13 protein-coding genes are annotated in these 12,627 nt (G+C 60.6%); 3 read left to right on the top strand and 10 right to left on the bottom strand.

Annotated elements, in window-relative coordinates; all coding sequences use genetic code 11:
* Positions 1–47: 47 nt before the first annotated feature.
* From JYU29_RS14170 to JYU29_RS14160, 3 genes are read right to left on the bottom strand one after another with little or no spacing between them, the layout of a single operon-like run.
* Positions 48–536: a flavin reductase gene (locus JYU29_RS14170; RefSeq protein ID WP_213985450.1), complete on the bottom strand. Its 489-nt coding sequence runs from the start codon at positions 534–536 to the stop codon at positions 48–50.
* A gap of 59 nt (positions 537–595) precedes the next feature.
* Entirely contained in the window at positions 596–1,687 is a 1,092-nt protein-coding gene (locus tag JYU29_RS14165; protein WP_213985449.1) for an LLM class flavin-dependent oxidoreductase, read from the bottom strand.
* Entirely contained in the window at positions 1,684–2,403 is a 720-nt protein-coding gene (locus JYU29_RS14160; protein WP_250157447.1) for a GntR family transcriptional regulator, read from the bottom strand. Before JYU29_RS14160 ends, JYU29_RS14165 begins: the two co-directional genes overlap by 4 nt.
* A gap of 232 nt (positions 2,404–2,635) precedes the next feature.
* Here JYU29_RS14160 and JYU29_RS14155 point away from each other — a divergent pair, with 232 nt between their 5' ends.
* Positions 2,636–3,397, top strand: a complete 762-nt coding sequence (locus tag JYU29_RS14155) for an HpcH/HpaI aldolase family protein (RefSeq protein WP_213985447.1) — start codon at positions 2,636–2,638, stop codon at positions 3,395–3,397.
* Positions 3,398–3,435: 38 nt separating this feature from the next.
* Here JYU29_RS14155 and JYU29_RS14150 read toward each other — a convergent pair whose 3' ends face one another.
* Genes JYU29_RS14150 through JYU29_RS14125 form a run of 6 tightly spaced genes read right to left on the bottom strand, consistent with a single transcriptional unit; the run spans position 3,436 to position 9,746 of the window.
* The gene (locus JYU29_RS14150) at positions 3,436–4,248 is read right to left on the bottom strand and encodes an aspartate/glutamate racemase family protein (RefSeq protein ID WP_213985446.1); all 813 of its coding nucleotides are present in this window, start codon (positions 4,246–4,248) and stop codon (positions 3,436–3,438) included.
* Between the two features lie 15 nt (positions 4,249–4,263).
* Positions 4,264–5,055, bottom strand: a complete 792-nt coding sequence (locus JYU29_RS14145) for a cyclase family protein (RefSeq protein ID WP_213985445.1) — start codon at positions 5,053–5,055, stop codon at positions 4,264–4,266.
* A gap of 5 nt (positions 5,056–5,060) precedes the next feature.
* Positions 5,061–6,329 carry an SDR family NAD(P)-dependent oxidoreductase gene (locus tag JYU29_RS14140; RefSeq protein ID WP_213985444.1) on the bottom strand — a complete coding sequence of 423 codons (1,269 nt, stop codon included), beginning with the start codon at positions 6,327–6,329 and terminating at the stop codon, positions 5,061–5,063.
* Positions 6,326–7,513, bottom strand: coding sequence for a thiolase family protein (locus tag JYU29_RS14135; RefSeq protein WP_213985443.1), 1,188 nt, complete (start codon positions 7,511–7,513; stop codon positions 6,326–6,328). Before JYU29_RS14135 ends, JYU29_RS14140 begins: the two co-directional genes overlap by 4 nt.
* Positions 7,514–7,521: 8 nt before the next feature.
* Positions 7,522–7,947 carry an organic hydroperoxide resistance protein gene (locus JYU29_RS14130; protein WP_213985442.1) on the bottom strand — a complete coding sequence of 142 codons (426 nt, stop codon included), beginning with the start codon at positions 7,945–7,947 and terminating at the stop codon, positions 7,522–7,524.
* A gap of 35 nt (positions 7,948–7,982) precedes the next feature.
* Positions 7,983–9,746 (bottom strand): AMP-binding protein, encoded by a 1,764-nt coding sequence (locus tag JYU29_RS14125; RefSeq protein WP_213985441.1) that lies wholly within the window; start codon positions 9,744–9,746, stop codon positions 7,983–7,985.
* An 86-nt stretch (positions 9,747–9,832) separates the two neighbouring features.
* Here JYU29_RS14125 and JYU29_RS14120 point away from each other — a divergent pair, with 86 nt between their 5' ends.
* Positions 9,833–10,759, top strand: coding sequence for an NADP-dependent oxidoreductase (locus JYU29_RS14120; protein ID WP_213985440.1), 927 nt, complete (start codon positions 9,833–9,835; stop codon positions 10,757–10,759).
* A 26-nt stretch (positions 10,760–10,785) separates the two neighbouring features.
* Here JYU29_RS14120 and JYU29_RS14115 read toward each other — a convergent pair whose 3' ends face one another.
* A complete protein-coding gene (locus JYU29_RS14115) occupies positions 10,786–11,007 on the bottom strand; it encodes a hypothetical protein (RefSeq protein ID WP_213985439.1) in 222 nt (73 codons plus the stop codon).
* A gap of 27 nt (positions 11,008–11,034) precedes the next feature.
* Here JYU29_RS14115 and JYU29_RS14110 point away from each other — a divergent pair, with 27 nt between their 5' ends.
* Positions 11,035–12,570 carry an ABC transporter substrate-binding protein gene (locus tag JYU29_RS14110; protein WP_213985438.1) on the top strand — a complete coding sequence of 512 codons (1,536 nt, stop codon included), beginning with the start codon at positions 11,035–11,037 and terminating at the stop codon, positions 12,568–12,570.
* Positions 12,571–12,627 lie beyond the last annotated feature (57 nt).

Below are 12,627 nucleotides of genomic sequence, written 5' to 3'. Positions count from 1 at the left end.
TGGGCAACCGCCATCGGTGCGAGCTTCGCGGGCTGGTGCCCGTAGGCTCAACCGCTTGGCGGCAACCCATGATAACGCCGGTCGAAATACACCAAGCATCCGTCGCCTGGTGCGCCCGGGGCAATGGTGTTGACGGCGCAAAAGAGCACCTGATGTGTGCCCTGCTCCGCCACGCTACGGATCGAGCACTCAAAGCGAACCAAGGCATCAGCCAGCCGAGGCAAGTCACCAGCTTCCATCGTCCACTCGCCAGTTGCAAAACGGTCCGCCATCGGTTGTCCATTGCCAAAGGCGCGCGCCACCAGCTGCTGATCGGAAGCCAGCGTATTGACGCAAAGGCTGCCGTTAGCGAGCAGCGCATTCAGCGAGGAGGCGGCAGTGTTGACACAAACCAGCAATGTCGGCGGCGCATCACTGACGCTGCACACGGCAGTCGCAGTGAAGCCGTAACGGCCCGCTGGGCCATCCGTGGTAATGATGTGCACGGCCGAAGCAAGCCGCGCCATGCCATCCCTGAAGGACAGGAAAGCCGGCATCGGTAACGCTCCGCCTGTTGTCAGATCGGCAAGATCCGTTCTCATCTCAGGCGTCCCGATCACGTTCGCAAGCCTGCTTGCCGCAACAACGGCAGCACTCGGTCACAGAAATAAGGCAGCTCATAAAGGTAGTTCACGAAGGATAGTGCGATACCGGAATAGCCCTGTTCTGAGATCGCGATCATGTCCTCCACGATCTTTTCGGGCGTACCAACCAACGGATAAGAACCGGCACCTCCCGCAAAGCGCTTGCGATAGCGCTCGTAGGATGCCGCATCATGCGACTTGGAGAACTCCTTCTTGCCGGCCATGTGAGCGTCCACAGCCGCCGTGTCAGCCTGCGTCATCGCATACCGCTCGTAGTAATCCTCGGCTTCCACCTGGGTATCACGGCAAACCACGTGGCAAACTGTGTAGCAACCGACATCGCGACCGGCTTGTTGCGCCCGACCGCGGATGTCGTGCACATGCCGCCCGGCTTCGGTGATCTCGCTAAATGTCGTGAAAAGATAATCGCAATGCGCGGCAGCAAAGTTGCGCCCCGGATCGCCAAACGCGGCATTCATCGTAACCGGTCGGGGCGCTTGCAGGCTGGCCGGCCGACTGACGACCTGCTTCAGTTTGTAGTAGCTGCCATCAAAGTCGAAAGGCTCGTCGGCTTGATAGGCCCGCTCGATCACCTCGATCCATTCCGCCGCCTGATCATAACCCTTTTCCACCGGAGGCGTGCCGAACATGGCAAATTCCTTGGGATTCCAGCCGCACACGATGTTGAGACCTGCACGACCGTGGCTCACATGATCCACCGTCGCCAGAGCCTTGGCGGCGTAAAGCGGATGCACCATCGGCACATGTACGGTCATGAACAGGCCGATCCGTTCCGTCGACGCGGCAAGCGCGGCAGCCCAGGTAAAGGTCTCGAACGACCATTCGCGCACACGGTTCTTGCCTCCGAATCCGGCCCAGCGTGCAATCGGCAGAAAGAAGTCGAGGCCCTTGCGATCGGCGATCTGCGCCACGCTGAGCACATCATCCCACTGCGCCGTCCAGCGCTCCGGCACGTCCGTGATTGCAAGACCACCATCGGCATTGGCCGAAAAGACGCCAAGCTTGAGCTTGTTGGGGCCTTTCAATGGATGCTGTCTGATCATTGTTCCCTCGTGTGTTTTGCTCCGGACCGGCGTCGGCCGGAGGGCTTATGGTTTTCGGCAGCCTCACCCTCGATGGTTTCCAGCGCGGTGCGATATGCGGTTTCGGCGGCGAACAGGAAAAGCATCATCCGATCAGCGGCCGCCAGCGAGTCTCGTGCAAGGAAGGCGTCATGCAGATCGCCCATTGCAGCGACATAACCGCCACGCGTGGCGAGGTCGGCAAAAGTCTGCAGCCGGATAGCCTGGAAATAGTCGATGTAGCGCGAAATGGCCGATGCCAGCCGGCGATTGGTAAGGCAGCCCGTCCAAGCCCTGCGAAAGTCGAGGTTCGCGCGCACCATCGCACCCACGTCGCCTGTTGCATGAGCCTCGCGGATAACGGTCATTGCTCCGCTCAATGTCGCTTTTGCCTCATCTGTCAGGTCGCGCGCGGCGGCGGCGGCGGCACGGGGTTCAAGCTGGCGCCGAAGCTCGAACAGATCTGTCAAGTCTTCAGGTGTCAGGCGCGGCACAACGAACCCACGCGTGGTGCCTTCAAGGAACCCTTCCGATACCAACCGAAGCAGCGCTTCCCTGGCAGGCATGCGTGACGTCCCGAATTCACGGGCCACATCAGTGTCGACCAAGCGGTCGAACACCCCCACTTCGCTCAGCTGCAAGCGTGAGCGGAGCGTCTGGTAAACGGTCTCAACGAGGCTAGGCGTGGCTGTGATCATGATTTCTCAGTCTGAAGTGTATACTGATTTACTCTTGCTTCAAGCTTTAAACTTAAAAGACGCACCAGAAAAGCCATTCTCGACCTCTCGCATCCTAATTTCCGTATACTGTTATATGGCTGCCTGTCAGCATCGGCGCTGGACATCGGGCAACCGGCCAACGCATGTTTGGGCGCGACACAAGGCTTAAACCAAAGTAGCCGCTTCATTCCGCAAAGGCCTCAAAGATCTGATGATCAGTTTTCGGCAAAAATGCCTTCAGCATGAGCGCGTTGTGGGAACCTTCGCTTCCATTCCCCACCCCGTCGCGATCGAGGTAACGGCTGCGGCAGGCCTGAATTTCCTTTGCATAGATTGGGAGCATTCGCAGATCAGCCGCGAGCGGATCGAGGATCTGATCCGCGCAGCCGATGTTCACCAAGTTCCTGCGATGGTTCGCGTACCCGGCCATACGCCGGAATGGATCGCGTCCGTTCTCGACGCGGGCGCGGCTGGCGTGCTTGTGCCACGGGTTTCCACCGCCGCCCAGGCTGAAGCTGCCGTGCAGGCAACGCGATACCCGCCGATTGGCGAACGCGGAGTTGGCCCTGGGCGCGCCGCCGCTTACGGCTACCGCATTCCTAATTACCTCCAGGCAGCCAACGAGGACCTGGTGCTGGCCATTCAGGTCGAGACTGCCGAAGGTCTGGCCAATATTGAGGCAATCGTTGCGGTGGAAGGCATCGACGTCATCTTCATCGGCCCTGGCGATCTTTCCGTTTCGATCGACGCTACCGGCCCATCCGGAACTGAGAAGCTCGAGGCCGCAATTCGAAAGATAACGTCAACCGTACGCGCTGCCGGCAGAACCGTCGGCATCTTTCGCCCTTCGCCGGACGACGTCGGCAAATGGGCCCAGGCCGGCGTCAGCTTCTTTCTCCTAGCCAGCGACACGATGTTCCTCGGCGCCAGCATCGCAGCCGGCGTAGCCGCCGCACACGCTGCGGAAGGGTGAGATCAGCAGACGCCCGCAGTGACCTCCTGGGTGGAACGCTACCGCTGGCCAGGCCTGAGAAGCGGGGAAGCACCGCGCCCCTCGGCGACCAGCTTACGAAAATCTGCGATCGCTTGAGGCGGCGCCTTGGCACAGAAGGGGCCGCGGCTCGGCTCAAACCCATTGAGCGCTTGTAGCCGAACGTGCATCTCCGCTGATTTCAGCGCAACGGCCGCACAGTTAACCACCGGCGCATGGCCGAAGCACAGCCCATGCTCGCTGCCGATCAACAGCCCCGGCAACACACCGGCCGGGACGATCACATCGGCGCCACCAGCAACCATCGGCTCGGCAACAAGGCGGAAGGCCTCAATCATGCGAGCTTTGGCGTCAAGATCGCCGGCAAAGCAGGCCGAGAAATCGGACGGGTCGGCATTCAGGCCTGCAACATGGCTGATTCTGCCGGAAAGTCCGTAGAGATCGCCTTGTTCGAAATGCATGGTGCGGAAAACGTCGTCCAGGGTGACGAGACCGAGATGGCGGCCTTGCTGGGCCGCGAAGTGCAAAGTTGCCTCCCCGGTCCCGATCACCGGGATAGATACGGCAGACTTGAGCTCAAGAAGGCCCGGATCCTGGAAGTGGCCGAGAACAACGGCGTCGTAGCCGGCTTCTTCCGCAGCGATGCCGTTGTCGATCGCAAGGATCGCACAACGAAATTCGGACAAGCGGCCGAACGAGCGATCCGGCGGACTGATACCGTGAACCTCAATCACCGTTCCCGGCTCGGCGATTGCATTCAGATAGTCCTGCAGGCGCGTCATGTAGGCGGCGGATGTGGTATGGTCGATGAAGCTTTGCCAGAAGATGCGCAACGGCTTGTTTCTTTCTCAGCGACCAGAGCTCGGCACCAGCGCCAGAACACGCAGCGGACTGCCGGAACCGTTCTGGATCTTGAGCGGGGCGGCAACGATCATGGCACCCATAGGCGGCAGCTGGTCGAGATTGCACAGGCACTGCAGCCCATAGCGGCCGGCACCATGAAGATAGTGATGCGCGGGATAAGGTGGCTGGAAGTGCCCGCCCTGTCCGGCATCCGTGCCGATCGTTTCGGTGCCGAAGCCCAGGACCGCCCGCTCCTCGACCAGGAAGCGCATCACCTCTGCATCCGGTCCAGGCGTATGCGGACCGTCGTCGGCCAAATTGGCATAGGCTGCGCCAGCGCGCTGCGACCAATCTGTCCGCATCAGCACCCATGAGCCGCTTGTGATCTGCCCATGCATGGCTTCCCAGGCGAGAACCATATCTCGCGTCAAACGAAAGTCGCCGTTGTCAGCGCTTTCCCTTGAACAGTCGATCACACAGGCCGGGGCAATCATGTGGGCCGTGGGAAGCGTATCCACCGCGTTGTTCGCCAGATCGCGGCCGGTGAACCAATGAATCGGCGCGTCGAAATGCGTCCCCGTGTGCTCGCCGAACGAGATGTTGTTCCAGTACCAGGCAGGGCCGGCAGCATCGTAGTGAGAGATGCGCTCGATACGCACCGGCATGGATTGGCCAAGCTCCGGCGGCATGACGATGGTCGGGAAGTCCGGTGACAGCGTTTGCGTCAGGTCGACGATGCTCACTGCGCCGGTGGCAAGGGCCAGGGCGAAGCCACTGAGCGGGCTATCAGCATGCATCGGGATCATCCCTCCAGCCCCGCTGCCAACTCACGCTCGAGCGCCTTGGGGTTTCGTTGCTTTCGCGCATGGAGATCCTTCGCGGTATCACCGACATACGTCTCCTCCATCCCACGCTTCAAGGCATCAACAAGCGCGGCGGCAATCGCCGACTGGCTGACTTTCGGTTGCGCGGATGTCTGGTACCACTCGCTGTCCGTTGGACCTGCGAACACATTGGCAAGCCTGACGCCACCTTTGGCAAGTTCAGCGCGCAAGCCTTGCGACAACGCGACGGCTGCCGCCTGTGCGCCGCTATAGGTGGCATAGGCTGGATCGTGCACTTGCGCATAGATCGACAAGAGGTTGACCCAGGCGGCAGCCCCGGCGTCGCCATCCGCTCCGCGTGCGATCATCACCGGTGCGAAGGCTTCGGCAAGGCGCAACTGGCCGAAGTAAAGTCGTTCCATGGCCTCGCGCGCGGCATTCAGCGAAGAGGCTCCCCCCAGCGGGCCGGGACGCAGATAGTCGGCCGTGTTGATCAAAATCTCGATCTTTGCCGCATGATCGCGCGCCAGATCGATCACCGAGCGCTCATCGGTGAGGTCGAGAGGAACGATCGTCACCTTATCCATCGCGGCCAGCGCATCCCTGTGCGCGAACGGCTTCCAGCTTTCACTGAGGCCAATGATGATCTCGCCAGCGCCCGCTCCGTGCAACGCGGCGACGAGCGGCATCAGGACGGGATTGCGTCCATCGGTGATCAGAATGCGGCGGTGTTGCGGGTCGGCGCCAAGCTCGCGCCATTGCGGATCTTCAGACAGTTCACGCTCCGACATTGCTTGTCCTTTGCCCGCTGGAAACGCATAGAAAACGGCTTGGCCCGCCCTGTCGAGCCGTAGCTGCAGCCGCACTAAATCGCCAGGCCGGCATCGCGGGTTCAGGAAGCAAAGAACCGTGGGCCCGCCATCCATCCGGACAAGTCCGACACTCCACGGCGCACGTTCCCGGAAATAATTATCGGCCGGGACCTCTGCCTTTGTCGCGGAAAGCAGTTCGCCGCCATCCGGCGCATCACGCAAGACGAGCCGGTCGGACAAGCACGCGGGGCAAGCCTCGCGTGGCGGATAGGAATAGGTGCCGCAACTCTCACAGGCGTGAAGCGCAAAACGGCCTTCGGCGGCAGCCCGGGTGAGGTCATGCGCGCGGCGGCTGCGCTTGGCCGGCGGCAGGAGGGGCAGCCGTGTGCGCTCAAGCGGATTCTTGCGTCGCGGCGGCTGCAAAGGCTGCGTCATGGCTCGTTTCCCGCCAGGATCACCGCGCCGGAGGCAAGCCCGCGATCATAGTTGATCATGCCGAAGCCCGATGCCAGCGCAAGCTTCGCATTCGCCACCTGAGTGCCTTCGGCCCTGCCCGTTACCTGGCGGACCGCTTCCACGATGCCGAGGTGGCCGCCTGCGGCACCTGCCTGGCCGGCCGACAACTGTCCGCCGCTGGTGTTGTGCGGAAAGCTGCCCCCGATCGTCAGATCGTGCTGGCGCACGAAATCCGGCCCCTCACCCTTACGGCAGAAGCCGAGATCCTCGAACTGCATCATCGAAATAACCGGATAGTCGTCATAGGTTTGCAGCACGTCGATCTGTTGCGGCCGGACGCCTGCCATCGCATAGAGTTCATCGATGTCCTGCACCCAGCCGCCGCGCTCCTGGATCGCATCCTGCGCAAAAGCGTGATGACGCTCGATCGCGGATAGGAGACGGGCATAAGGGAGCCCCTCCGCCCTGGCCGTTTCCTCGCGCATCACAAGGAAGGCTTCCGCGCCGGCACAGGGCATGACGCAGTCGAACAGATGAATAGGCTCCGCTATGGCGCGCGCATTCATGTACTGCTCCATGCTGAGCGGCTTCTTCATCAAGGCATGCGGGTTCTTCAGCGCGTTCGAGCGTTGGGCTACAGCAATCTTGCCGAAATCTGCTCGCGCGGCACCGTATTTGCGCATGTAGTTTGCAGCAATGAGAGCGAAACTGACATTCGGCCCGCCGGTCCCATAGGGGTAAACGGCGTCCTGCGAGAACCGCGAGAAATTCTCGAGCGAATGCCTGAACGAGTTTACGTGATTGGTATCGGCAGCCACGCAGGCGACGATATCTGCATCACCCGCCTGGACAGCGCGCGCGGCGTGGCGGATCGAAACGATGCCGGATGCACCGCCCATGGGAATGAAATCGACGAAGCGGGGCGACAGTCCGAAGTGCTGGGTCAAGCCGATGGCGGTATCGGGCGCCGTCGAAAAGCTTGCGAGCGAGAAGCCGTCGAAGTTCTGGTGCGCGATCCCGGACGCTTGCGACAAGGCGGCTAGCGCCCTGCCAACCCACCAGGCGGTGCTCTCGATGCTGAAGCGCATGTAAGGCACGGTGACGGGTGCGGCGAGCACCACACCATCATAGCCTTTCCGTCCACCGCGCAAGCCGGGACCCATGCGGCCGCTTAAGCCACGGTCAGCACGACGTCAATATTGCCGCGGGTCGCGTTGGAGTAAGGGCAGCGCTCATGCGCGCCGGCAACAATATCTTTGGCAACTGCCCTGTCCACTCCTGGCAGCAAGACCGTCAGTTCAACGGCCAAGCCATAGCCGGTTACGACCGGACCGATGCCAACCTTTGCGGTAACGCTTGTATCCTCGGATAGCGCGACCTTGTTTGTGCGAGCGACGAGCTTAACGGCGCCAAGAAAACAGGCGGCATAACCGGCTGCGAAAAGCTGCTCGGGGTTTGAACCGTCGCCACCAGCGCCGCCTAGACCTTTTGGCACGCTGAGATTCGTCGAGAAGGTTCCGTCGGCGCTTTCGACTTTGCCTTCGCGACCGCCATGGGCCGTCATGCTCGTTTCGTAAAGGATTTTTTCCGGCTGCATCGCGTGATCTCCTATGTTTGAGCTTGCGCCCGTTTCTAGCTTTGATCGGAAGTGGCGAGCTGTTCGTGCTTGCGGATCGCAGCCTTGCTCGACCTTAGATCCACGCAGGCGCCCTCGGACAGCGCCAGGGCCGCTTGTTCCTTCACCACGCCGCGTTGAAGCTTTTGCGTTGATCCAACCGGCAGAGCCTGAACGAAAGCGATGTATCCCGGGAGCTTGTGATAAGACAGTGATTGCGCCGCATGAACGAGAACGTCGTTTGCGAGCTTGTCACGCCCGGCGTCTCCTTCAGCGTCCTTAAGCACTACCAATGCAAAAACTTCTTCGCCACGCAGATCGTCGGCGACAGGAGCGACGGCCACCGCCTTGATCGCGGGGTAGTTGGCGAGGGCTGCCTCGACTTCCAGAACGGCGATGTTTTCACCCGATCGGCGCACGACGCTCTTCTTTCGATCAAAGAAGTAGAGAAGGCCCTTGGCATCTGCTGAAACGAGATCGCCGGTGTGGAACCAGCCGCCAGCCCACGCCTCCTCCGTGGCTGGCGCATCGCTGAAGTACCCGGAGAAAAAGCCATGCCGAGGATTTTCGCCCTTGGTGCGCACCAAGAGTTCGCCGGGCTCGCCTATCTCCACCTCCTGCCCGACGTCATCGACGAGCCTGTAGTCCATGGTGGAGCGTGGCCGACCGATGCACCGTTTGCCAGGTTCATAAGGGTCGCTGGCTGTTGTCGTTGCCGCAGCACCGCCCGTTTCGGTCATGGCCCAGGCCTCCACGATCGGGAAGCCGTAGCGAGCCTCGAAAACCGATTTGTGGCGCGCATCAACACCGGGTCCCAGCGCAAAGCGAACCTTGTGACTGCGCTCACATGGATCTTCGGGAAGCTGCAGCAGGATAGCGGGGATGACCCCCAGGCAGTGGACGATCGTTGCGCCGCTATCGGCAACGGTGCGCCACCACCGGCGGGCATGGAAACGATCCAGCGGAACCACGGCACCGCCCTTGATCATCATGCCGACGGCCGTGCAGCCGAGTGCATTCATGTGGAAGAACGGCAATGGCGTGAGCGCGACTTCGCAATCCTCACCCATCTCTGCAATGCCCCCTTGCGTGACGTACCAGTCTGCAAGGGTCATGAAATACAGGTTTGAAAGAATGCAGGCCTTGGGCTTGCCGCTGCTGCCGGACGTGAATAGCAGCGCGCATTCACGATCTGCTTCCTTTAGGTCGGTCTGTGCTTCTTGCTTGCGATCACATGGAGGGATTGGCTCACCGGGCAGAATAGCAGTGGCTGTCTCACTCAGCCCTTTGACCACGAGGTCACTATACTCGGGCAAGGCAACAACAAGATCTGCACCGGACACCTGCAGCTGAAAGTGCAGTTCCTCGGGTCGCATATCCGGGTTCAAAGGCACGATCGAGACGCCAATGCTGTTTAAGGCCAGCCAATGAACAAAGAATTCAGGGCGGTTCTCAAGAAGCAGGGCGATGCGATCGCCAGCCTTGTAGCCCGCCGCGCGAACGCGATCGCCGAGTTCGGAACAGGCGTCGTGTATCTCCCCATAGGTCAGCCGGAAACCATCCGGGGCATAGGGCAGCCCCGCCGATGCAGGCGCAATTAGAAAGGGAAGATCCGGCCGGCTCAAAGCCTTGCTGCGAAATGCGTCATAAGGTGATGTGGAGTGCACAGTGTACCTTCCGCTTATTTTAAGCATAAAGTAGCAAGGTGTTTGATCGGGTGCTAGCACAATAATGTACGACGTATTCGGATCGATCCCGGCATGAGTATCCTGGCCGGGCAACGATCGTGAAGCCTACTTCGATCCAAGCTCCGGCCGCCGGTGTCCGGCTGGATCTGCCCGGTCAACCCGTTGAAGGAGCGTAACGCGTGAAGGCTATTCAGTACCGCGAGCATGGCCCCGCCGAGGTCATGATCTACACAGACATTCCCGATCCCGTTGCAGGACCCGGCCAGATTCTGGTCAGGCTCGAGGCGGCCAGTGTAACGCCCTTTGATTGCAAGCTTCGCCAGGGGCTCCTGCAGAACCACTTCATGCTTGCAATGCCAAGCGTGCCCGGCCGCGACGGTGGTGGAACGGTGATTGGCAAGGGAAGCGACGTCACGGACTTCAAGATTGGCGATCGCGTCGTTGTCATGGCGTCAGTGATTGCACAGGGTGGCTATGCTGAGTTGATCGCGGTCGATGTTGAGAACGCGGTGGTTGTTCCCGAGCGATTGAGCATGGTGGAGGCGGTCGCGATGACCAATGCAGGCCACAGCGCTTGGCTTTGTGTGCAGGCAGCCGGTCTGAAGCCGGGCGACAAGGTGCTGGTGCATTCCGGTGCCGGCGCGGTGGGCGGGCTTCTTGTCCAGCTTTGCCAACATCTTGGCGCTGAGGTTGCCGCTACCTGTCGCTCAACCAATCGCGACTATGTGCTTGGCCTCGGTGCAACCTTTGCCATCGCCTATGACAGGGAAGACTTTTCCGAGATCCTGTCCGAACAAGACATCGTGTTCGACCTCATGGGCGGCGCCGTTCACGACAGATCCTACAAAGTCCTCAAGCGCGGCGGCACGCTTGCCTGGCTGGTTGCCGACCCCATTCTCGATCGCGGCGCCGAATTCGGCGTGACCGTCAAACGCGTGATGATTTCCGACGGCCGCACAGCGCTCCAGGCGATGATGGACTTGGCTGCCCAAGGAGCGATCGAGCCTCAGGTGGCCCGCACAATGCCGCTGTCCCAAGCCGTTGAAGCGCATCGGCTGATGGAAAAGGGCGAAATTACGCGTGGCCGCCTAGTTTTGACGATGTGATCTTCGGGGGTCAACCAGAACAGCAATTACTCGTGGCAACCAGTAACACTGCTCTGCGCACCTGCGTAATCTTCCATCGAATTGCTAGCAAAACACGCAGAAATTTTAGGCTTGAAGTAGTTCATTTCCAGTTCTACCATCCTCTTGTTGTTAAGGATCGCCGCGCAGAACGGCTGAAAATCATCAGTAGAATCCTCGGCAGCATTCAGGTTTGCGTCTTCAACAGCCGTCGCAGCCCCATCGGCCATGCGCCTTTGGCAACCAGAGGGAAACTGATGACTTTCTCAATTGACCGCCGAAATCTCCTGCAGATGCTTGGGCTGGCAGCCGTCGGTGGCTCGGTGCTGTCGCGCGCCGACATCGCCTATGCGGCCGAGACCGATAGCGTGACCATCGGCTGGCCGTCGGACGTCCCATCATGGGACCCGAACCTGCGCTTCGTTCCGGACGCGCAACCGCTGTTCAAGATGGTGTACGATCAGCCGCTCGATCAGGCGCCGGACCTCAAGCTGATCCCCAATCTGATCACCACGTGGGAACCGCAGCCCGATGGCATGTCGATGCCGTTCGAGATCCGCAACGACGTGAAGTTCCACAACGGTGACCTCATGACGATGGAGGACATCAAGTACACCTTCGTCGATCGCATCAAGTCCGGCCTGAAGCTGGATATCGCCAATTCATGGCGCACCCTCACCGATATTGAAATCCTGTCGCCGACATCCGGCGTCATGAGGTTTTCCGCAGCAACGCCAACAGCGCCGCAGTGGCTGGCCTTCCTTGGTAGCTATGTCGTGCCGAAGGCTTACGTGGAATCCGTCGGCGCAGAGGAATTTGCCAAGAAGCCGATCGGTACCGGCCCCTACAAGCTGGTCGATTACCAGATGAACTCCCGCATCGTGCTGGAACGCAACGAGGATTATTTCGGCACGAAGCCGAAGATCAAGCGGGTCACGATCGACATCATCAAGGATCCGTCGGCCCGCGCAGCGGCCATCCAGGCGGGCCAGGTGGACCTTACGGTCAACATTCCCGTCCGCGAGGCAGAGCGCCTGGGCAAGGTCGAGGGGCTCGTGTCCGAGATCAACCCGTTCACCCGCCTCATCCTGCTGCAGATGCGCAACGACAAGGGTTTCGCCGACCAGGCCATCCGTCTTGCCGCCCATCACGCGATCGACAAGGCAGCGCTGTCCAAGGCGTTCTATGGCGGCGCGGCCGTTCCGCTTTCGGTCCCAGCAACCCCTGGCACGCCGGGCTACCTGCCGGACTACAACTTCGCCTATGATCCAGACTTGTCCAAGAAGCTCCTGGCGGATGCAGGATATTCGGACGACAAGCCGGCGACCTTCACGCTTGCCGCCACCAACGGCCAGTTTCCCAGCGACTTCGACATCGCCCGCGCACTCGTGCAGATGTGGCAGAAGGTCGGGCTGAAGGTTGAACTGCAGCAGATCGAATATTCTAAATATTTCGAACTGAACCGCGGCGGACAGCTTCCCGAGGCCACGCTCTACAGCTTCGACAACGCCACCGGCGATCCGGAGATCTTCTCAGGTTATCTCATGAACCCGAAGATGCCCTTTGGTGCCTGGAAGGGCCAGGAGATCGGCGACAAGATCCTCAAGCTGTTCGTCGAGCCGGATTACGAAAAGCGCATCACCGGCTACAAGGATCTCGCCAAGGAGATCGTCGAGACGGGTGCCAACGTCCCGCTTCTGCAGAGCGTCCAGACGCTCGTGCGCAAGCAGGACCTGAACTACGTCAAATACGGCAATGCCTGGGTCCTCGGCAACACGATGTCCTGGTCCTGATCTTAGGGCAGGCAAGTGGTTAAGGGGTCCGGGAGAAATTCGGACCCTTCCCTGACA

The sequence above is a fragment of the Tianweitania aestuarii genome (assembly GCF_018457165.1).
Taxonomy (GTDB): domain Bacteria; phylum Pseudomonadota; class Alphaproteobacteria; order Rhizobiales; family Rhizobiaceae; genus Tianweitania; species Tianweitania aestuarii.
The sequence above is the reverse complement of the archived record's forward strand: the minus strand, read 5'-3'. Positions and strand labels throughout refer to the sequence as shown.

Bases quoted from the DNA above. Each gene is read 5' to 3' on its own strand.
- JYU29_RS14155 (WP_213985447.1), top strand. From the start codon at position 2,636: ATGATCAGTTTTCGGCAAAAATGCCTTCAGCATGAGCGCGTTGTGGGA.
- JYU29_RS14135 (WP_213985443.1), bottom strand. From the start codon at position 7,513: ATGGGTCCCGGCTTGCGCGGTGGACGGAAAGGCTATGATGGTGTGGTG.
- JYU29_RS14130 (WP_213985442.1), bottom strand. From the start codon at position 7,947: ATGCAGCCGGAAAAAATCCTTTACGAAACGAGCATGACGGCCCATGGC.
- JYU29_RS14160 (WP_250157447.1), bottom strand. From the start codon at position 2,403: ATGATCACAGCCACGCCTAGCCTCGTTGAGACCGTTTACCAGACGCTC.
- JYU29_RS14170 (WP_213985450.1), bottom strand. From the start codon at position 536: ATGCCGGCTTTCCTGTCCTTCAGGGATGGCATGGCGCGGCTTGCTTCG.
- JYU29_RS14165 (WP_213985449.1), bottom strand. From the start codon at position 1,687: ATGATCAGACAGCATCCATTGAAAGGCCCCAACAAGCTCAAGCTTGGC.
- JYU29_RS14145 (WP_213985445.1), bottom strand. From the start codon at position 5,055: ATGCATGCTGATAGCCCGCTCAGTGGCTTCGCCCTGGCCCTTGCCACC.
- JYU29_RS14110 (WP_213985438.1), top strand. From the start codon at position 11,035: ATGACTTTCTCAATTGACCGCCGAAATCTCCTGCAGATGCTTGGGCTG.
- JYU29_RS14140 (WP_213985444.1), bottom strand. From the start codon at position 6,329: ATGACGCAGCCTTTGCAGCCGCCGCGACGCAAGAATCCGCTTGAGCGC.
- JYU29_RS14115 (WP_213985439.1), bottom strand. From the start codon at position 11,007: ATGGCCGATGGGGCTGCGACGGCTGTTGAAGACGCAAACCTGAATGCT.